This is a genomic window from Streptomyces sp. CA-249302, assembly GCF_050936785.1.
Classification (GTDB): Bacteria; Actinomycetota; Actinomycetes; order Streptomycetales; family Streptomycetaceae; genus Streptomyces.
In genome coordinates this window covers 1,204,872-1,224,782 of sequence record NZ_JBNJMG010000001.1, presented here as the reverse complement: position 1 = coordinate 1,224,782, position 19,911 = coordinate 1,204,872, and the positions used below count along the sequence as shown (strand labels likewise).

Genomic DNA, 19,911 nt, shown 5'->3' with positions numbered 1-19,911 from the left:
ACGGTCAATGGTGTCTCGCGGAATGGACCCCTCGTATCAACCGGCGGGCGACCGCGCACGTGCGAATCCCGGCGTATGGGTCAGGATGGGCCCATGTCAGATGCCTTCACCACGCGAGTCCTGAACATCGCCACCGGTTCCACCGAGCGGGTCTTCGACCTCACCCGGGAGTGCGAGACCTTCCTGCGCGAGGCGGCCGCCGGCCGCGACGGCCTCCTCAACATCTTCGTCCCGCACGCCACGGCCGGCATCGCGATCCTCGAAACGGGCGCCGGCAGCGACGACGACCTCCTGGCCGCCCTCCACACCCTCCTCCCCGCCGACGACCGCTGGCAACACCGCCACGGCAGCCCCGGCCACGGCCGCGACCACGTCCTCCCGGCGTTCGTACCACCGCACGCGACCCTGCCGGTGGTGGGCGGGGGGCTGGAGCTGGGGACCTGGCAGTCGGTGTGTCTGGTGGACACGAACCGGGACAACCCGCAGCGGAAGGTCCGGCTCAGCTTCCTCGCGGGCGCATAGTCCCGCTACGGAGCGTCCGCCGCCGTCAACGCCCCCAGCGCGCTCGCCTGCGTGCGCCAGTCAACCTGGTTCGGGGTGGTGCCCGACCAGCGTTGGCCGAGGCGGTTCAGGGGGTCGCGGTCGGTGGTCCAGATCGAGTCGGCCTGTTTGCCGATGTACGCCTGGTAGGTCGCGGATCCGGTGGCGTCGGCCAGGTCGGCGAGGTGTCGTACGAAGATCCCCTTGAACTGTTTCTGGTTGTCGTCGCACGTGTTCGTGCCGGTGTCGCAGGACTCGGTGAGGATGCCGTCGCGGGTCAGGGTCGGTGCGGAGATCGCCGCGTCGGCCAGGCGCTCGGCGGTGTCCAGGTAACGGCTGGTTCCGGTGGCGCGCCACAGCTCGGTGAAGGCGCCGATGGCGAGGCCCTGGTTGTAACTCCACACCGTCTGACCGTTGTTGGCGCAGCCGGTGGTGAGGCCGTCGTTGACCAGGCCCGCCGAGTTGATCATTCCGCTGGAGAGGTACCAGTCGGCGGCCGTCACCGCGCGCGTGCCCCACACCGTGTCCCCGTTGATCCGCTGGTGCAGCGAAGTGGCCAGCCACAGATACAGACCGTTGGTCACCGCGTTCTTGTAGGTGCGCTCCCGGTTCCACCACACCCCGCCGCCGCACGTGCTCGGATCCCAGTACCCCTGGACGTAGTCGGTGATGGTGACCGCCTCGTCCAGGTAGCGCTGTTCGTGCGTGTGGTCGTACGCGGCCAGCCAGGCCACCGCCCACCACTCGGCGTCGTCCACGGCCCGGCTGATGAAGTGCCCCTCGATCGGATCGGTGCTCCGCGTGCCCGCGGGAAAGACCCCACGGTTCTGTTCGAAGGTGCGGGCGATCGCCCAGTCGTAGTCGTGGCGGCCGGTGCGTTCGGAGAAGTCGATCAGTGCGGTGAGGGAGGCGGCCGAGTTCCACCAACTGCCGCGCCACCAGCCCTCGTTCGGGTCGTACGAGGTCATCAGCGCGTCCGCCGCCGCGCGCGCCCGGGTCGGTGCGGGCCGGACCCAGGCGGTGCAGCTGCCCTCCTGGTGGCTCGCCTCACGGCCGCAGGCGCGGACCGCGCCCGCGAAGAGCAGGCCGCGGGGGTCACGGGTGGCGAACATGGTGGTGCGGGCGGAGGAGGAGCCGGACGGCACGGCCGTACGGCCGAGGGAGGAGCCCTCCGGCCAGGTGGCGCCCGCGTCCCAGGAGCGGTCCAGCCAGATCTCGTCGCCCGGGCCGCCATTGGCGATGACGCCCCACGCCATGGAGTCGGCCTGGTCGACGTGCAGGCTGATGGTCCGTCCGAACAGTGTGGTCGACGGCACCGGGGTGTCGTCGCCCGCCGCCGTGGCCGGATCGGCGCCGTCGCACACCTTCGGGTACACCCAGTCGGTACAGGTGACGGCCGCGGCGTCGCCGCACGCGCGGATCCAGCCGCGGCGGTGGCCCTGCGGATCGGTGATGTTGTACATGAGCGTGCGCGTGCCGGTCCAGGTGCTCGGGATGCTCGCCTTGCCGAGGAGGGGCTCCCAGGTGGCGCCGCGGTCCCAGGAGCGGTCGAGCCAGACGGAGTCGCCGCTCACGCCGTTGTCGATGCTCGCCCAGGCCATGTCGTCCGGATCGGAGACGTGCAGGCGCAGGACACGGCCGTTGATGTTCCGGTCCGGCACCGGGAACGTCTCCCGCTGCGCCTTGGACGGGTCGAGTGTGTCGCACGCCAGCGCACAGACCGCCGTCGCGGCACGCGAGGGCGTGGGCACGGCGAGCAGTACCGCGGTGAGTGCCGACACCAACGCGGCAATGATGAGACAACGTTGTCGGATCGTCGTCGCCGTCGTCATGACGCCGCGTCCAGCAGGTCGAGGGCGCTCTGCTGACGCGCCGCGTCCGTCTGGTCGAGTGGGCCGTACCAACGCAGTCCGTACTGGTCCAGGGCGTTGCGGTCGCTCGCGTAGGCGCGGTCGGCCTGGCGCTGGAGATAGGCGGTGTACGGGTGGTCGGCGAGTACGGCGTCGAGTTTGCCGAGGCCGCGGACATGGGCGCCCTTGAACGACGGCCCGTCGCCTCCGCAGTCGCCGCCCTCGCACGGGTCGCGCAGGATGCCGTCGGCGGTGTTGAGCTGGGAGGACGTGGTGGCGGCGTCGGCGATCTGCCGGGCGCCGGCGAGCAGTCCGCTGTCGCCGGTGGCCTTGTACAGCTCGGTCAGCGCGCCCAGGAGGACGCCCTGGTTGTACGACCAGACGGCGGCGCCGTTGTTGCGGCAGGTGGAGAGGTCGATGCCGTCGTTGACCAGGTGCGAGCCGTTGACCATGCCGGTGCCCTGGAACCACGACCAGCCCGCCTGGGCCCGGCCCAGATACGCGGTGTCGCCCGAAACGCGGTTGTGCAGAGCCGCGTTGAGCTGGATGTAGAGGGAGTTGGCGATCGCGTTCTTGTACGTCCGCGCCGTGCTCCACCACACTCCGCCGCCGCAGGTCGTGTCCCAGTAGGCGGCCATGTGGTCGGCGTCCGCGCGGGCCGTGTCGAGGTAGCGGCTGTCACCGGTCAGGTCGTACGCGGCGACCCAGGCCAGACCCCACCAGCCGGTGTCGTCGATGTAGTCGTTGCGGAACTGGCCGCCCTGGGCGTTGACGTTGAGGTCGTAGGTGCGGGCGATCGCGTACCGGTAACTGCCCATGCCCGTCACGCGGATGTTGTCGATGAGCGCGGTCAGGGCGTTGGCCGAGTTCCACCAGCCGGTGGTGTCGAACAGGCCGGTGCCGTAGTTGTACGACGTCATCAGCGCGGTCGCCGCCGCGGTGCGCCGCTCGCCGGCGTTCCACGTGGTGCGGGCCCATGGAGTGCAGGCGATCTCGGTACGGTCCCCGGCCTTGCCGCAGGCGCGCAGCGCACCGACGCCGAGGTTGTTCCAGTCGTCCACGTTGTACATCAGGGTGCGCCAACCCCGTTGCCCTGAGGGCACGGTGGTGTCGCCGAGCTTGCTGCCCGAGCTCCAGGTCCGGCCGCCGTCGAAGGAGCGGTCGAGCCAGACCTCGTCGCCCGGGTTGCCGTTGTCGATGGAGGCCCAGCCCATGGCGTCGGTGTCGTCGAAGTGCAGCACGATCGAACGGGAGTAGACGCTCGCGGTGACCGGTGTGCGGTCGCCCGGGGAGAGCGCGGGGTCCCGGGCGTCGCAGTACTTGTTGCAGATGGTGGCCGCCGCCGAGGTGCCGGCGGCGGACGCGGGTGGTGCAAAGGGAACGAGGAGGGCGAGCAGCCCGGGGGCGAGGGCTGCCGGCCATCGGTGGCGGGGGTGACGTCTCGGCTTCTGTACGGGGGTCATCGGACCTCCCTGCTCCGGCTGCGGATGTGAGAGCTACTGATGTGAGAGCGCTCTCAGAAGGTAGGCAAGAGCTGAGAGTGCGTCAATGTTGCATGGCTGTACGGAAGTTGAACCTCACCGTGCCCCGGCCAGCACCTCCGCCGCGGCCACCCCGGAGGCGGCGGTGGCACCGTGCGTGAAGATCTGGGCCGCCGCCGGAAGGGTCGTGCCCGGCAGGCCCATCTCCACGACGATCGCGTCGGGGCGGGCCGCGACGAGGTCGGCGAGCGCCCGCGCCATCCACGCGTGCCGGGCGGCGTCCCGGACGACCACGACCAGGGGGCGTCCCGCGGCGGGCGTCAGGGCGCAGGACTCCAGGGCGGTGGTCCGGGACCGCAGGTCCTCGTGGCGCACCCGGGCCGAGGTGGTTCCGGGGAGCCGTTCGCCCAGCGGGGCGGCGACGCCCCAGGGCGTCTCCTTGCCGATGGCCAGGTTGGTGGTCGGCACCAGCTCCACCACGTGCGGCGCGGCGACCAGGGGCAGGGCGCGCCGCACGGCTCCGGTCACCCGGATGGCCCGGCGGGCGGCCGCGAAGCCGATGCGGCCGCCGAGGTCGCCCGAGCCGGCCGGGCTCAGCGCTGCCGACCAGGCGGCGAACTCCTTGACCCGACGGCTCGCCTCGCCGAGCCGTTCCAGGCTGAGCTTCCGCGAACCGACCGCGTCGACAAGGGAGTTCACGAGCCGGTCGACGGTGGCCTCCTCGGCGTTCTCGCCGCCCACGCAGACGGCGTCGGCGCCGGCGGCCACCGCGCGCACCGTGGCCCCGCCGATGCCATACCGGCCGGTGACGGCGCCCATCTCGATGGCATCGGTCACGATCACGCCGTCGAATCCGAGCTCCTGCCGGAGCAGTTCGTCCAGGATGCGCGGGCTGAGGGTGGCCGGCAGATCGGGATCGTAGGCCGGGACCAGGAGATGGCCGGTCATCACGGCGCGGACGCCGGCCTCGACGGCGGCACGGAAGGGCGGCAGGGCCTGGGTGGCGATCTGTTCGCGGTCGGCGCCGTAGACGGGCAGGCCGTGGTGGGAGTCGACGGCGACGTCGCCGTGGCCGGGGAAGTGCTTGGCGCAGGCGGCGACGCCGGCCGACTGGAGTCCCCGGATCCATGCGGCGGTGTGCCGGGACACCACCTTCGCGTCGACGCCGAAGGACCTGACGCCGATGATCGGGTTGTCCGGGTTGGAGTTGACGTCCGCGCTGGGCGCGTAGTCGAGGCTCACGCCGATGGTGCGCAGCTGGCGGCCCAGGTCGGTGGCGACCTCCTCGGTCAGCTCGGTGTCGTCGACGGTGCCGAGGGCGAAGTTGCCCGGCCGGGTGGAGCCGGTCGTGGACTCGATGCGGGTGACGTCACCGGCCTCCTCGTCGATCGCGATGATCAACTCCGGGTTCTCTGCGCGCAGTTGACGGGTCAGCCGGGTGAGCTGTTCGGACGAGACGATGTTGCGGGAGAAGAGCACGACCGACGCGAGTCCGTCACCGATCTCGCGCAGTACCCAGTCCGGTGCCTCGGTGCCCACGAACCCCGACTGGAGGACGGAGAGCGCCAACCGTCGCAACTCCCGGCTGTGCTTGCTGGAGACCATCGAATGCCCTTCTGTTGGTACAGACCAATGCGTCTCCGCTCAGGCTAGCCGCTCCTGTCAAGGGGGTCCTGACCTCGGTAACTGGCTCTGGAGTGAGTCGCCTTGGGGGCAACGCGCCGACAACTTGCATGTTTGACAACGCGAGTTGGTCTAGTCCAAGTTGGTGATACGCGAGTTCGAACAGGGGCTGGTGCGGCACGTGGTGCAGCGACCCTGCGGGAACGTCCACCGCCCCTCACTCCGCGCAGTTCGGTGACCCGTTCGGGGTCACCGGTACCTGAGTTCGAGGTCTGGAGCACCGCATGCCCACACCTGCCCGTTATCTCCACCGAGCCCCGTCGGACATCCCCTACTTCAGTTCGGACGGCGAGACCTATCTCGCCCAGACACCCCTGCGGGACCTGAAGAAGAACCGCCCGCTCAGAGTCCTCTCCGAGGACGACTTCGCCTTCTGGCAGTCGTACGGCTACGTCGTGGTGAAGCAGGCGATCCCCGCCTCCTCCGCCCGCCGACTGCTCGACTTCGCCTGGGAGTTCCAGGGGCTCGACCCCGACCGCCCCGAGACCTGGTACGAGGACCGCGAGTACCGCTCCGACCTGGACCGGGAACTGCACATCTACGGCTTCGTCGAGGCCTACCACCACCAGCTCATCTGGGACAGCCGCCAGAACCAGCGGGTCTACGACGCGTTCGTCGACGTGTGGGACTGCGAAGAGCTGTGGGTGACGCTCGACCGGCTCAACCTGAACCCGCCCAACGTCAAGAACCGCGACCGGGCCCTGATCCCGCGCACGGACGAGGGGTTCGACATCGAGCTCCACTGGGACGTCGACACCACCCTCGGGGTGCTGCCGCAGCGGGTCCAGGGGATCATCGCACTGACCGACACCAGGCCGGAACTCGGCGGATTCCAGTGCTGCCCCGAGCTGTTCCGCCGGTTCGACCGGTGGAAGGCGCTCCAGCCGGACGACCGCGACCCCATCCGTCCCCGGATCGACCGGCGCGAATTCCCGGTCGTGCGACCGGAGATGGAAGCCGGCGACCTGCTGATCTTCAACGGCCTGCTGGCGCACGGGGTGGCGCCCAACACCTCCGAGAACAGCGTGCGAGCGGTCCAGTACCTGTCGATGATGCCGGCGCTGGAGTCCGCCCGGGACCTGAGGGGCTCACGGGTCGAGTCCTGGCGGACGCTCGGCACGCCGGACTGGAACGCGACCCTGCTCGGTGACGCGAATTGCCACGAATCGCTCCGGTACGGCCGTGCCGACCTCGGCGAACTCGGTGCCAAGCTGCTGGGCCTCGAGTCCTGGCACGGAGCCGGTCCGGACGACGAGACGGCGGGGGCCGGAGAAGAGTCATGCGCCGAATTTGTCTGACCCTGCCGACCAACAGGCCCTGCTCCGCCACGATTTCGTCCCTCGGCGATGAAGCGGCCTACGCCGCCCGGGCCTTCGACACAGAGGTCCACCTCCTGATCCTGGACTCCTGCGACCCGCCGGCCCACGCCGAACACGCCGAGGCCGTACGCCGGTTACCGGACGATCCGCGGATCGTCGTACACCATCTCGACGAGGCGCGGCAGCGGGACTTCCTGCGGCGGGCGATCGACCGGGCCGGAGCCACCAAGCCCGACCTGCTGCTCGGCCTGATGCTCCCGGCCCGACTCTCCTACGGCGCCTGCACCAACCGCGCGTTCCTCATCGCCACCGCGCTCGGCTGCGAGTCCGTCCACCGCAGGGACTCCGACAGCCGGTACCAGACCGTCGACGGCCAGACCGTCTTCCCCGTCCACCACGAACTCCTGTCGCTCGGCAGGCGGGCGTCCGACGCCGCCCACGACGTCACCGAGAACGCGCTGGCCGCCGAGCACAGCGGCAAACGGGTCGCGATGGTCGGCAGCTCCTTCGTCGGTGAACTCTCCGTGGACATCGGCGAGATACTCCGCATCGACCCCGACGTCTACCACGACATGGTGAGCCTGTGGGCGCCCGTCGACTGGTCCCGTGAACAGAAGAGACAACTCGTCGAGGAGTCCTTCAGGGGAGCCGGCGCCGACCCCTTCACCGTGGACCACTCCACACTCGCCCTGGTCGACCCCATGCGCGTCGACATGTGCAACATCGCCTTCCACGGCGTGCACGAGCGGATGCCGCTCCCGCCCGCGACCGACACGATCGGCAGCGACTACTTTCTCATCCACCTGGTCCACGACGCCGCGCTGCCGGGTGTGCTGCACAACCGGAACATCGTGAACTTCTACACCGGCGAACGCAGGACGGACAGCGGGTTCGTCGCGTACCAGTTGCGCTTCGTCAAGTTCCTGCTGTCGATGCTCTACTTCAACTTCGTCTACGACCAAATGGCCGGTGCCGGTGGGTCGTTGGTGGACGACGAGGGGCACGTGCGCTCCTCGGCAGTCGTCCGGCTCGTGAGGGAGAGCGCCGGGCTCGACCAGGGCGAGAACGTCCGGCGGCTGGATGCCCTCGACGCCGCATACCGTCAACTGGGCGGTCGATACGCCGAGTTCGCCGATGTTCTGTGGCAGCAACGTGAGCGGCTCCTCGACGAGGCGCGCGGTGACATCGAGGACTTCGCCTTGCTGGCGGAAGCCTGGGAGCCGTTGGTGGCCGCCGTCCGCCGCACCGCCGTTGGGTCGCAGCGGTGAGGGCGGCCACGACGTACGAGTCCGCTCGCCTGCTCGCCGCGCTGGCGGACGCCACCGAGGACCGGATCGTCTTCGATCTGACCGGAGTCGAGGACCGCTACGACACGCTGCGGCGCGAACTGCCCGGCGTCGACGTCCGGTTCGCCATGAAGGCCTGCCCGGTGGACGAGATACTCGCGTGCCTCGCCGGGAAGGGCGCCGGAGTCGACGGTGCCAGCCCGCGCGAACTGGAGCAGGCGCTGCGCGCGGGTGTGCCGGTCGCCAGGACGCACTACGGCAACACCGTCAAGTCCGACCGGGACATCGCGGACGCCCACCGGATGGGGGTCAGGGACTTCGCGACCGACAGTCTGGAGGACGTGGCCGCCATCGCGGCCCATGCTCCGGGAGCTCGCGTGTTCTGCCGGCTGGCGACCAGTGGGGAAGGGGCGCTCTGGGGGCTCAGCAACAAGTTCGGGTGCTCGCCGGCGGACGCGGTGCGGATCCTGGAGTCGGCCCGGGAGCAGGGGCTGACACCCTCAGGACTGTCGGTGCACGTCGGCTCCCAGCAGATGACCGCGGACGCCTGGCGCAGTGCCGTCGAATGTCTGACGGACGTGATGGGGGTTCTGGGCCGGCGCGGGATCAGCCTGGACCACGTGAATCTCGGCGGCGGGCTCCCGGCCCTCGGCTACCTGGACCGGTTCGGCATGCCGCTCGACCCTCCGCTCGACAAGATCTTCGCCGTGATCCGCGAGGGCATGCGCCACCTCAGGAAGGCCCACGGCGAACACCTCCGGTTCGTCATGGAGCCGGGACGCCACCTCGTGGCCGACCACGGGGCCATCCGGACCCACGTGGCGCGGCTCTCCAAGCGGCGGGGACCGGACGGCGAACGCCAGTACTGGCTCTACCTGGGCTGCGGCAAGTTCAACGGCCTTTATGAACTGGACGCGTTGCAGTACCGGCTCGTGTTCCCCACCCACCCCGCGGCGGAGTACGTCCCCGCCGTCGTCGCCGGTCCCACCTGCGACAGCGACGACGCCTACCCGCAGGAGCACGGCCTCGTCCACGTCCCGAAGGACCTGGCCTCGGGGGACCCGGTGTGGGTGCTGTCCAGCGGCGCCTACGCGATCAGCTACACGACCCAGGGCTTCAACGGCTTCGACCCGCTCCCTTACGCCTTCACGGGCGGGGGACACCGATGAGCGGCGAGAGCGTATGCGTGCGCGGCATCACCGACGCCGACTGGGACGCCGTGGTCTTGATGGAGTCGCGTGCCTACGCGGGGCTCGGCCTGTCGGAGGGGCGCGAGGCACTCCGCTCCAGGGCGGACGCCTCGCCCGACACCTGTTTCGTCCTGGACGTCGGCGCCCAGCCGGCCGGGTACCTGCTGGCGCTGCCGTATCCGGCCTTCAGGTACCCGGACCTGGAGCGGTCGGAGCCGGTCGGCGCGCACGCCACGCGCAATCTGCACCTGCACGATCTCGTCATCGCGGAGCGGCTGCGTGGCCGGGGACTCGGACAGCGCCTCCTCGACCACCTTTCCCTGGCCGCCGGGTCCCGCGGGTTCGAGCGGATCTCGCTGATCGCCGTCGGCCGCAGCGAGCGGTTCTGGTCGGCGCGCGGTTTCACCCCGTACCCGGGGGTCTCTCCGGGCGGCTACGGCGCGAACGCCGTCTACATGTCCAGATCCATGAAGCGAGCTGCCGATGTACCTGTTCCGTGTCCATGACCCTTTCCGGCGCGGTCAGTTGGCCATCGCCGCACTGTTCTGCTCCCTCGGCTTCCAGTACGCCACCTGGGCCGCCCGGATCCCGGCGATCAAGGCGGAGCTGGGGCTGACCGCGGCCGAGGTGGGGGTGCTGCTGATGGCGGCGGGGATCGGGGCCGTGGCGTCGTTCCCGTTGGTGCCGGTGCTGATGAAGCGGCTGGGCTCGGCACGCCTTGCGCTGCTGTCGACGCTCTGTCTGACCTTGCTGCTTCTCGGACTGGCCGTGGCGCCCAACTACCCGCTCGCGCTACTGGTGATGGTGGCCGACGGAGTCTTCGTGGGCTGTCTGAACGTCGCCATGAACGCGCAGGGCGCGGCCCTGGAGACACGGTACGAACGCAACACCATGGCCAGACTGCACGCGACCTTCAGCGCCGGCTCGCTGCTCGCGGCGCTCATCGCCTCCGGCATGAACGCGGCGACCTCGTCCGTGGCGGCGCACTTCGGCGTGGCGGCCGTACTCCTGGTGGTGCTGGCGGCCGTGGCGCGCTCCGGCCTGCTCGATGAGGACGCGCCGGCGGAGGAGAAGGAGAAGAAGGCCCGGAGTACCTGGAGTCTGCCGTCCCGGGTGACGCTCTGGATGTGCTGCGCCATGGCGTTCGGCACGGTGACGGAGGGCGCCATGAACGACTGGTCCGCCCTCTACCTGCGCGAAGTCGCCAAGGCATCGGCGGAGTTGGCGCCCATGGGCATCGCCGTGGTGTCCGGCATGATGGTCGTCGCCCGCCTCTTCGCGGACGGCTGGCGCAGCCGCTGGGGAGATGGGCGGGTCGTCCTGTCCGGCAGCGCCCTGGCCGCCGCGGGGCTGGCCTTCGCCCTGCTGAGCGGGGGAGTGGCCCCGGCCCTCATCGGGTTCGCCTGCGTCGGACTGGGCTGCGCGGCCGTGACCCCGTGCGTGTACGTGGCGGCTGCGAAACAGGGCTCGCAGGCACTGGCCCTGGTCGCGGCGATGGGCACCACGGGTCTGCTGGCCGGGCCACCGGTCATCGGCTTCGTGGCGAACGCGAGCAGCCTGGTGTGGGGGCTCGCGGTCGTCGCGGGGGCGGCTGTGGTGGTGTCCGTGTGCAGCACGCGGATCAGGTGGACGCCGGTGGGCGGCTGAGGGAGCGTGATGACTGTCAGCCGCGGATGTTGTTGACGGCCGCCTGGATCCGGAGCCAGGTCGGGTCCGAGGCGTCGGCGGCGGTCACCGCCGCCAGGTCGGCGTTGTCCCAGGTCCTCGTCCCGTCGGTGAGGACGAGATGTGTCTCCAGGTCGCCCGCGCCGGTGGCGACGACGAGGTCGCCGGTCGGCGTGGCGGCCAGTCCGGTCACCGGGGTGCCGTTCAACATGTCGTGCTCGGCGGCGTGTTGACGGTCCGACGGTCCACGTCGACTTCGACCAGGACCGCGTCCGGCGTCCCGACCCAGAGCGTGCCGGGCAGCGCGCCGAAAGCGATGTTGTGGCGCGACCAGGAGAGCATCCGGTCGAGCCATTCGGGCGGGTACGGGTAGCCCGGGCTGGGTTCGCCGAGGGGGCTCGCCAGGACCCGGCGCAGGGAAGGAAATTCGAAAACCTCCACCGAGTTGTCGTAGGCGTTTCCCCGGATCGCGAGATGGCGTCCGTCCACGCTGAAGACCGGCTTCTCGTACCCGTCGCAGTCCAGGACCAGCGCCCGACGCAGCACGCGCAACGCGGCGGGCACCGTGTCCTGATCGACCCGTCCGAAGAGGCCGAGCGTCGCGCCCTGATCGCTGCAGAGCGTGACCACCAGCCCGCCGGCCGGATGCTCCGCCGCACCGGTGTCCCAACGCGTACGGGTGACACGGTGCCCGAGGACGGGCTCGGTGAGCCCGGCAGGAGTCCACCGCGACACCCCGTCCTCGCCCGCCATCACGAGCAGCGGCTCGTCCGGGTGCCAGGTCACGGCGGGCTCCCGCTCCATCCGGTCCAGGCCCAGGGCGTCGCGGTAGACGGCCGACTCGGCGCCGACGGTGCCCAGCGTCGGGTTCGCCTGCGCCTTCGCGCCCAACTACGCCGTACTGCTGGTGCTCCGCCTGCTCTACGGCATCGGCATGGGCGGCGAGTGGGGGCTCGGGGCGGCGCTTGCGATGGAGAAGATCCCGGCCGAGCGGCGCGGGTTCTGGTCGGGGCTGCTGCAGAGCGGCTACTCGCTGGGGTATCTGCTCGCCGCCGTCGCGTTCTTCGTCATCGAACCCGCCTTCGGCTGGCGGGGGTTGTTCGCCTTCAGTCTCGTGCCCGCCCTGGTCGCCCTGTGGGTGCGCACCCGGGTCGAGGAGAGCGAGGTGTGGGAGAAGAGCGTCGCGGTCAACCGCACACCCGCGTACCAGATGTTCAGGAACCCCGCTGTGTTCAAGCGCCCGACCTTCGTGAAGAAGGGTCTGGGGCTGTCCCCGGACGCCGCCATCGCCATCGCCGTCGTCTACAACGTCGGTGCCGTCATCGGCGGTTCGCTGCTCGGTGCCTTCTCCGATTCTTTGTGCTGTCCACGGCCGTCGGCCGGCTGATGCTCTCCTCCTTCCTGATGCAGCTGTGCGTCCAGGGAGCCTGGGGCGTCATCCCCGCCCACCTGACCGAGATGAGCCCGGACGCGATCCGCGGCTTCTACCCCGGCGTCACCTACCAGCTCGGCAACCTGATCGCCGCCCTCAACCTGCCCATCCAGGAGGCCGTCGCGGACCGCCACGGCTACCCGGCGACGATCACCTGGACCGTCGTACCCGCCCTGGTCGCGGTGATCGTGCTCAGCGCGATCGGCAAGGAGGCCAAGGGGATCCGGTTCGGGAGCGCGGGAACGCGCGCGCCGAGCACCGCGGCGGCCGACACCTCGTAACCCTGGAAGGGGCTGGTCGGTCGCGCCGCGGGCTCGGCCCGGACGGTGGTCGAAGGGGTTACGGGGTGGTGAGGTAGGCCCTTTCGATCGTCTGGGTCAGGGTGTTGCCGTCCCGGTCGGTCAGTTCGGCGCGCAGCGAGACGGAGCCCGCCTTCGCCGGGTGCCGCAGGACCAGGTGGGTGCCGACGGACTTCGCCTGCTGCCAGGTGGCGCCTTCGTCGTAGGACACCTGGAAGGCGAGCTTGGCCGGGCGCTGTCCGGCCGCCGCGCCCTCGACGGTGAAGGGCACCTCGAAGCGCTTGCCCGCCTCAGCCGTACTGGCGAGGGTCAGCTTGGGGGAGTAGCGAATCGTCGACAGCGGCAGCGCGGTGAAGTCGCCCTCGGGGGTCTTGGCCGAGTGGAAGGTCCACTCCGCCTGGACGCGGGTGCTGACCCCGTACACGGCCGGGTCGCGGGAGTGGTCGACCGTCAGCTTGTACGCGGTGTCCTCCGCCGGGAGCGTGTACTCGGTGAGACCGTCGGTCAGCGGGATGCCGTAGTCGTCGGCGATCTCCTTGCCGTTCGCCTCCAACTTGACCGTCCCCGGTGCCGTGTCGCTGATGCCCCAGTGGCCGGCGCCGTCACCGAAGAGCGGCAGGAAGGCCCGCAGGGTGTTCCCGTCGCGCCCGGCGCCCGGGTATCCCCGCTCGACGCCGAGATCGTCGGGGCCATTCAGGACCGGGCCGAAGACGCCGACGCCGAACTGCTCCCGGTAGCTGTGCCCGGCCCGCCAGATCCTGGGCATGCGCATCAGGAAGCCCTCGAAGACTTTGTCGTCGCCCTCGCCCGAGACCTGCCAGTTGCGTACGGACCACTTCACGCCGTTGTCGAGGATGTACTCGGTGCTCCGGTACGGCAGATCTCCGCGCATGTCCGTATAGCCGGTCACCATCCGGCCGTCCGGCAGGTGCGGGGTCACCTCGGCCTGGACGCCCCGGCCTTCGACCGCCTCCCCCGCCGTGAGGTTCACCTTGGCCAACTGCTTGCGTTCGACCTTCGCGGTGAATCCGTCGAAGGCGCCCTCGCGGTACCAGGCAAGGTGGTAGTTGACCGGCCGTCCCGCCTTGTCCTTGCCGGTCCAGCCGCCGGCGTACAGGGACTTCAGTCCGTCCACCGGCTCGTCCGCACCGAGCCGCCCGAACCGGGAGCCCTCGAACGTGGGCAGCAGGAACTCGAGCGACGCATCACTCTGGTCCGCACCCCGGGAGTAGCGGATCGCGACCGCCGCGTCGTTGTTCACGGCCGCCGGGTCCGGCACGGTGACATCCACCGGCTTAGCCTGCCGGGCATCGACGTCGATGGTCATGTCCTTGTCCAGCAGCAGCTTCGGCTCAACCAGCACGGCGTGCTGCGCGGACGCCATCGACGGGTGGATCACACCGTTGAGGACGTACTGGGCCTTGGGCAGCCGTACCGTCAGCTCGCCGTCCTTCTCGTCGGCGTACTCCGCGTAGAAGTTGCTGTAGAGACCCGCGACCGAGGTCACGGCATCGCCGGTCGCCGCGCCGTTCTCGTCGATGTGCCTGAGCGTCAGGTTGTACGACTCCACCTCGCGGTCCACGCCGACCGCGGACCGCACCTGCACCTTGCCGTCGGCCGAGGTGGCCGACACCGAGCCGCCGAAGCTGCCGTCGGTGCTGCCCGCGCGGGTGTCCGCGGTGACGTCGGCGCTCGCCTCGCCGCCCGCCGGGACGGTGACGCGTTGGGGGGAGACGGTGAACATGCCCTCGGCGGCGGGCTTTCCGTCCACCGAGTAGGCGTCGACGGACAGGTCGAGGGTGACCGGCTCCGTGCCGAGGTTGCGGTAGGTGAGCTGCTTGGTCACCGCCTTGTCGTCGTCGTGCGGCCACTGCTGGACGCCGAAGTCGACCGGCCCCTGCTCGGTGACGACGTTCTCGTCCAGCGCCCGGACCAGGTCGACCCGTCCGGTGCCCTGCTGGTAGGAGCTGTACGCGCCCGGCTTCGCGGAGCCGGTCAGCACCGCCTTGATGCGCTCGCCGGTCCAGTCGGGGTGCTGCTGCGCGAGGATCGCCGCGGCGCCCGCGACATGCGGGGTGGCCATGGAGGTGCCGTCGAGCGTGAGGTACCCGGGCACGTCCGAGGGATACCAGTCGGCCAGCTTGCTGCCCGCGGCGGCCGCGGCCGTGATGGCGACGCCGGGCGCGGTCAGGTCGGGCTTGACCCCGCTGTCGCCGTTGCGGGGACCGCGGCTGGAGAAGTCGGCGAGCACGTCGGACTTGTCGACCGCGCCGACCGTGAGCGCGGCCGCGGCGCTGCCGGGTGAGCCGACCGTCCGCTCATTGGGGCCGTCGTTGCCGGCCGCGATGACGAAAAGGGTGCCGGACTCGGCGGAGAGCCGGTTGACCGCCTCCTCCATCGGGTCCACGTCCGGGAAGTCGGGGCCGCCGAGGCTGAGGTTGACGACGTTCGCGCCCTGAGCCACCGCCCATTCCATGCCGGCGATGATCCCGGAGTCCGTGCCGCCGCCCTCGTCGTCGAGGACCTTGCCGTTGAGGAGCTTCGCGCCCGGCGCGACCCCCTTGTACTTCCCGCCCGACTTCGCCCCGCTGCCGGCCACGGTGGACGCCACGTGGGTGCCGTGGCCGAACTTGTCGGAAGTGGAGCCGCTGCCGCTGAAGTCCTGCGCCGCGACCACCTTGTCCGCGAGGTCGGGGTGGCTGGTGTCGATGCCGGTGTCCAGTACGGCGACCTTGGTGCCGGTGCCGTCGTAACCCGCGGCCCAGGCGGTCGGTGCGCCGATCTGCGGGACGCTCTTGTCCAGCGAGGCCTGGCGTTTGCCGTCCAGCCACAGCTTCTCCACGCCGGTCGATCCGGTGAACTGGACTGTTCCCTTACCGGAGTTGTGGGTCACCGCCCGCCAGAACTCGGTGCCGCGCTTCTTCGCGGAGCGCATCGCCCGGCCGTTGACGACCGGCAGCTGACGGCCCATCCGCGCCCCGGCCTCGGTGAACGGGCTGGTCGAGGGCGCCTTCTTGCCGCGGAACGTGACGATCAGCGGCAGGTCGGTGCGGCCCGCGTCGTCGTACCCGTCCTTCACCAGCTGGGTCACGTCGAACAGCCGGGCATCCAACTTGCCCTGCGCCAGCAGCAGTTCGGCGTCACCCGGTACGACCTGGGTGTGCCCGGCGACGGTCCGCACGGTGAACGGCATGCCTTCGCGGCCCTTCGCCCGCTGCACCCCGGACAGCTGACCGGTGCCGTCGAGGAGCACCCGGTCGCCGGTGACCAGCGTGACGGTCTTGACGGCGGCGGTCGTACGGGCACCGCTGCCGGTCCTGACCGCCGCGCCGGCGGCTCCACCCGCCGGCAGTCCGGACAGCACGAGGGCCAGCGAGGCGACCCCCGCCGCGACGGCCGCACGCCTGTGTCTTGCGCGTAACTCCACTACAGCTCCTGGTGGTTGGGGATCAGAAAGAACCGGACCCGCCGTCACGGGACGGCGGGTCCGGTGATCAGTCGGCCCTCGGCGTCGTAGGGCCAGACATTGGGGACGCAGCCGAGCATGCCCTTGATCTGCTGCATCATCGCGGGGGCCGGTTCGCCCTTGCCGGGGCAGGTGACATGGCCGTGGCCGAGGAAGTGGCCCACCTCGTGGTTGACGATCAGGGCGCGGTAGGAGGTGACGTCCTTGGCGTAGACGGGAGTTGCCAGCACCCAGCGCTTGAGGTTGACCATCACGTTGTGGTCGACGCTGCAGTTGTATTCGCCGATGGTGTCGAGGCCGTACTGCTTGCAGGTCGTGTCGACGGTGTCCGGCGTGGCGATGCGGACCTCGAAGTCCGTCGGGCCGCTCGAGACGCGCCGGAACGCCGAGTGCCCGTCGGCCGTCCAGCCGCGCGGGTCGGCGAGGATGCGCTCAACCTCCTTGGCCGCCTCCGCCGGTGACACGTCGATGCCGTTTTCCACCTCGACCTTGTACAGCAGGACTTTTCCCTTGCCTGCCACCGCGCTCCTGCCGGGGGCGGTGACGAAGGTGCCGGGACCGCTCTGAGGGATGGCGATGCGGTGCTCTTCCGTCCTGCTCGGCTTCGGCGTCGGGCTGGGCTTCGCCTTCGGCGGCCGGGAGGTCGAGCTCGCCGACGGTGTGTGCTCGGCGCCGGTGACCGCGTCGGTCACCATCGGGGAGTGCTTCGCGTCGGCCGGCAGCCAGGCCACCACGGCGAAACCGACGACGCCGAGAGTGCCCAACGCGGCCAGTCCTGCGGCCAGTTGACGTCCGCTGCCGCGCGGGGCGGCATGGGCGGATCCCGTCCGGCGGCGGCTCGATCGCTTGTCCTTGTGCGTTGTCACGGCAGTTCACAGTGAGACCGGAATGTGATCGAACCTGGCCCGCAAGATAACGAGACGATAACGCCCCGTCCTGCTCATGCCATGTGGATACTGTGCCCATGTCACGTGTACTACTGATCGAAGACGACCGCGCCGTGCGCGAGGGTGTCGACCTGGCCCTGCGTCGCCAGGGTCACGAGGTGGCCGCCACCGCCACGGGTGAGGAGGGCATGGAGCGGTTGCGGGCCTTCCGGCCGGACATCGTGGTCCTCGATCTGATGCTGCCCGGCATGACGGGACTGGACGTGTGCCGGGCCATCCGGGCCGTCGACCAGACGCTGCCGATCATCATGGCCACCGCCCGGGGGACGAAGTGGACATCGTTGTCGGTCTGGAGGCGGGGGCCGACGACTACGTGGTCAAGCCCGTGCAGGCCAGGGTGCTCGACGCCAGGATCCGCGCCGTCCTGCGCCGGGCCGGCACGGCGGCCACCGACGCCGTCCTGCCGAAGATCGACACCTACGGTGAACTGGCCGTCGACCGGGCCGGTTTCACCGTCACGCTGGAGGGCGAGCCGATCGCGCTCGCCCCTTCCGAGCTACGGCTCCTGCTCACCCTCTCCGCCTCGCCCGGCCAGGTGTTCAGCAGGCAGCAACTCCTGGAGGCCGTCTGGGAGCACGACTACCACGGCGACGCCCGCCTGGTGGACGCCTGCGTCAAACGGCTGCGCACCAAGATGTACGAGCCGCCCAAGGCCCCGCGCTACATCCACACCGTCCGCGGTTTCGGCTACCGTTTCGCCGCCCCGTGAGGACACCGAGGCGCATCGGCGCCGTGCGCAAGAGACGGCTGCGCGGCCTGCGGGCCCGCCTGATGGTCGCCTTCGGGCTCGTCGCCACCGTCGCCGCCACCACGACCGGCGCGCTGACCTTCCGGGAGGCGCGCACCGGAGTGCTCCAGCAGAGCCAGGACGCCGTCATCCGTCAACTCCGCGTCCAGGCCACCCAGCACGCCCCCCAACTCGGCTTCCCTCCGGACGAGTCGGGGCTGCGGAGTTTCGCCGCCGACCTGGCGGACACCGAGGCCTCGGGCGGCTGGCGCGTGCTGGTCACCTACCGGGGCCTCAGCGCCACCTCCGCCGCCGGCGACACCTTCCCCGAGCTGACACCCGCCGTGCGCAAGGCGGTCGCGTCCAGCTCGGCCACCGTCTTCCAGCGGGTGCGCGCGGACGGCCGTACCTCCCTCGTGGTCGGCATGTCGGTCGCCTTCGGCGACGAGTCCCGGACGGAGTCCGGGGTGCGGGTCTTCCTGGTCGTTCCGCAGACCACGGAACAGGCGTACGTCGACGCCCTGGTCACCGCCGTCGAACGGGCCATGATCCCGGCCCTGTTGCTCGCGGTCGTGCTCGCCCTGTTCGCCGCCCGCGGTGTGCTGCGGCCGGTGCGGGCGCTGCGGCAGGCCACCCGGCGGATCGCCGAGGGGCGCCTGGACACCCGGCTCGCGGTCCACGGCTCCGACGAACTCGCCGACCTCTCCCACACGTTCAACGAGACGGCCGCCGCGCTGGAGACCTCGGTGGCGGAGCTGCGCGAGATGGAGGCGCGGGCCCGGCGCTTCGCCGCGGACGTCTCGCACGAACTGCGCACCCCGCTGGCCGCGATGGCGGCGGTCACCGACGTCCTGGACGAGGACGCCGCCCGGCTGGACCCGGACACGGCCACCGCGGTCCGGCTGATCAGCGAGGAGACGGTGAAACTGGCCCGTCTGGTCGACGACTTGATGGAGATATCCCGCTTCGACGCGGGCGCCGCGGTACTGCACCTCGACGAGATCGACCTCGCCGAGTCGATCCGGCGCACGCTCGCCTCCCGCGGCTGGACGGACACGGTGGAGACGGACCTGCCACCGCCCGACGCCGTACGCGGCCAGGTCGACCCGCGCCGCCTCGACGTGGTCGTCGCCAACCTGGTCGGCAACGCCCTCAAGCACGGCGCCCGTCCGGTGCGGGTACGGCTGAGCGCTGCGCCCGCCCCGGCACACCTGGCGGTGATCCAGGTATGGGACAGCGGCCGAGGCATCCCCGAAGACGTACTCCCGTACGTCTTCGAGCGGTTCTACAAGTCGGACACCGCGCGCACCCGTTCCGAGGGCAGCGGGCTCGGGCTGTCGATCACCGCCGAGAACGTCCGGATGCACGGCGGCACCGTGCGCGCGGCGAACCACCCGGGCGGCGGCGCCGTCTTCACCGTCGAACTCCCGCTGTGGCGGGACGAGTTGCCCGAGGAGCACCGGTCATGAAGGCCCGACACCGCGTCCCGCTGCTGCTGGCGCCCGCCCTCCTCGCGCTGACCTCCTGCGACATCCCGGCGACCGGGGTGGTCGAGGCCGGCGGCCCCGCGAGCGGCGTCACGCCGGTCACCACGGTCTACTTCGTCCGGGCCGACTCGGTCGTCGCGGTCCCACGCATCACCGACCGCCCCGGCGACACCGAGACGGCCATGCGACTTTTGCTGGAAGGCCCGAGTTCCGGGGAGGCGGCCGTCGGTTACTCGACGGCACTGACCGGCATGCCGACCAGGGCCCCTCGTGAGGCGGCCGCCACCCCTGAGCCGTCCGAGGCCCCGGTGGACGTGCCCACGGTGTCGGTGAAGGGGAGTGAGCTCGTGATCCAAATGCCTGCGGGGACAGGGGAGTTGAGCGACCTCGCGACCCGGCAGCTCATCTGCACGGCCGCCGCTGTCCGGCGCATCTCCGACGCGTCGAACAACCCGGCCATGGGCTATGTCGTCGACGGCAACGGGCGGCGGACCCAGGGGTCGGTGGAGGACTGTCCGGTGCGATGAAGTGCGACGCGA

17 protein-coding genes and 1 pseudogene are annotated in these 19,911 nt (G+C 70.6%); 11 read left to right on the top strand and 7 right to left on the bottom strand.

Features of this window, described 5'->3' with window-relative positions:
* Positions 1-93: 93 nt before the first annotated feature.
* Positions 94-522, top strand: coding sequence for a YjbQ family protein (locus ACQEWB_RS05505; RefSeq protein ID WP_432827625.1), 429 nt, complete (start codon positions 94-96; stop codon positions 520-522).
* Positions 523-527: 5 nt separating this feature from the next.
* On the opposite strand, the gene ACQEWB_RS05500 is transcribed toward ACQEWB_RS05505, so the two are convergent.
* The 3 genes from ACQEWB_RS05500 to ACQEWB_RS05490 all read right to left on the bottom strand — a co-directional run bounded on the left by ACQEWB_RS05500 (position 528) and on the right by ACQEWB_RS05490 (position 5,476).
* Positions 528-2,372 carry a glycoside hydrolase family 76 protein gene (locus ACQEWB_RS05500; protein WP_432827623.1) on the bottom strand — a complete coding sequence of 615 codons (1,845 nt, stop codon included), beginning with the start codon at positions 2,370-2,372 and terminating at the stop codon, positions 528-530.
* Positions 2,369-3,853, bottom strand: a complete 1,485-nt coding sequence (locus ACQEWB_RS05495) for a glycoside hydrolase family 76 protein (protein ID WP_432827621.1) — start codon at positions 3,851-3,853, stop codon at positions 2,369-2,371. Before ACQEWB_RS05495 ends, ACQEWB_RS05500 begins: the two co-directional genes overlap by 4 nt.
* 114 nt (positions 3,854-3,967) lie before the next feature.
* The gene (locus ACQEWB_RS05490; protein WP_432827619.1) at positions 3,968-5,476 is read right to left on the bottom strand and encodes a glycoside hydrolase family 3 protein; all 1,509 of its coding nucleotides are present in this window, start codon (positions 5,474-5,476) and stop codon (positions 3,968-3,970) included.
* Positions 5,477-5,778: 302 nt separating this feature from the next.
* Here ACQEWB_RS05490 and ACQEWB_RS05485 point away from each other — a divergent pair, with 302 nt between their 5' ends.
* Genes ACQEWB_RS05485 through ACQEWB_RS05465 form a run of 5 tightly spaced genes read left to right on the top strand, consistent with a single transcriptional unit; the run spans position 5,779 to position 10,996 of the window.
* Positions 5,779-6,852, top strand: coding sequence for a phytanoyl-CoA dioxygenase family protein (locus ACQEWB_RS05485; protein WP_432827617.1), 1,074 nt, complete (start codon positions 5,779-5,781; stop codon positions 6,850-6,852).
* Positions 6,834-8,141 carry a DUF6271 family protein gene (locus ACQEWB_RS05480; RefSeq protein WP_432827615.1) on the top strand — a complete coding sequence of 436 codons (1,308 nt, stop codon included), beginning with the start codon at positions 6,834-6,836 and terminating at the stop codon, positions 8,139-8,141. Before ACQEWB_RS05485 ends, ACQEWB_RS05480 begins: the two co-directional genes overlap by 19 nt.
* Positions 8,138-9,328, top strand: a complete 1,191-nt coding sequence (locus ACQEWB_RS05475) for a type III PLP-dependent enzyme (protein ID WP_432827613.1) — start codon at positions 8,138-8,140, stop codon at positions 9,326-9,328. The genes ACQEWB_RS05480 and ACQEWB_RS05475 overlap by 4 nt, the downstream gene beginning before the upstream one ends.
* Entirely contained in the window at positions 9,325-9,855 is a 531-nt protein-coding gene (locus tag ACQEWB_RS05470) for a GNAT family N-acetyltransferase (protein WP_432827611.1), read from the top strand. Before ACQEWB_RS05475 ends, ACQEWB_RS05470 begins: the two co-directional genes overlap by 4 nt.
* Positions 9,833-10,996: an MFS transporter gene (locus tag ACQEWB_RS05465; protein WP_432827609.1), complete on the top strand. Its 1,164-nt coding sequence runs from the start codon at positions 9,833-9,835 to the stop codon at positions 10,994-10,996. Before ACQEWB_RS05470 ends, ACQEWB_RS05465 begins: the two co-directional genes overlap by 23 nt.
* 16 nt (positions 10,997-11,012) lie before the next feature.
* On the opposite strand, the gene ACQEWB_RS05460 is transcribed toward ACQEWB_RS05465, so the two are convergent.
* Positions 11,013-11,225 carry a hypothetical protein gene (locus ACQEWB_RS05460; RefSeq protein ID WP_432827607.1) on the bottom strand — a complete coding sequence of 71 codons (213 nt, stop codon included), beginning with the start codon at positions 11,223-11,225 and terminating at the stop codon, positions 11,013-11,015.
* Positions 11,219-11,905, bottom strand: coding sequence for a hypothetical protein (locus ACQEWB_RS05455; protein WP_432827605.1), 687 nt, complete (start codon positions 11,903-11,905; stop codon positions 11,219-11,221). Before ACQEWB_RS05455 ends, ACQEWB_RS05460 begins: the two co-directional genes overlap by 7 nt.
* Here ACQEWB_RS05455 and ACQEWB_RS05450 point away from each other — a divergent pair.
* Together ACQEWB_RS05450 and ACQEWB_RS05445 are read left to right on the top strand one after the other, a co-directional pair.
* Positions 11,868-12,401, top strand: coding sequence for an MFS transporter (locus tag ACQEWB_RS05450; RefSeq protein ID WP_432827603.1), 534 nt, complete (start codon positions 11,868-11,870; stop codon positions 12,399-12,401). The two genes, ACQEWB_RS05455 and ACQEWB_RS05450, sit on opposite strands and share 38 nt — an antisense overlap.
* A complete protein-coding gene (locus tag ACQEWB_RS05445) occupies positions 12,374-12,727 on the top strand; it encodes a hypothetical protein (protein WP_432827601.1) in 354 nt (117 codons plus the stop codon). The genes ACQEWB_RS05450 and ACQEWB_RS05445 overlap by 28 nt, the downstream gene beginning before the upstream one ends.
* A 58-nt stretch (positions 12,728-12,785) precedes the next feature.
* Here ACQEWB_RS05445 and ACQEWB_RS05440 read toward each other — a convergent pair whose 3' ends face one another.
* Both ACQEWB_RS05440 and ACQEWB_RS05435 read right to left on the bottom strand, forming a co-directional pair.
* A complete protein-coding gene (locus ACQEWB_RS05440; RefSeq protein WP_432827599.1) occupies positions 12,786-16,172 on the bottom strand; it encodes a S8 family peptidase in 3,387 nt (1,128 codons plus the stop codon).
* Positions 16,173-16,216: 44 nt separating this feature from the next.
* Positions 16,217-17,077 carry a DUF3152 domain-containing protein gene (locus tag ACQEWB_RS05435; RefSeq protein ID WP_432827597.1) on the bottom strand — a complete coding sequence of 287 codons (861 nt, stop codon included), beginning with the start codon at positions 17,075-17,077 and terminating at the stop codon, positions 16,217-16,219.
* Between the two features lie 98 nt (positions 17,078-17,175).
* Between ACQEWB_RS05435 and ACQEWB_RS05430 the strand changes: the two are divergent.
* The 3 genes and pseudogenes from ACQEWB_RS05430 to ACQEWB_RS05420 all read left to right on the top strand — a co-directional run bounded on the left by ACQEWB_RS05430 (position 17,176) and on the right by ACQEWB_RS05420 (position 19,899).
* Positions 17,176-17,867 (top strand): annotated as a pseudogene (locus tag ACQEWB_RS05430) (response regulator).
* Positions 17,868-17,929: 62 nt separating this feature from the next.
* Complete coding sequence (locus ACQEWB_RS05425; protein WP_432843652.1) at positions 17,930-19,354, top strand: sensor histidine kinase; 1,425 nt, start codon at positions 17,930-17,932, stop codon at positions 19,352-19,354.
* The gene (locus ACQEWB_RS05420) at positions 19,351-19,899 is read left to right on the top strand and encodes a hypothetical protein (protein WP_432827595.1); all 549 of its coding nucleotides are present in this window, start codon (positions 19,351-19,353) and stop codon (positions 19,897-19,899) included. The genes ACQEWB_RS05425 and ACQEWB_RS05420 overlap by 4 nt, the downstream gene beginning before the upstream one ends.
* Positions 19,900-19,911 lie beyond the last annotated feature (12 nt).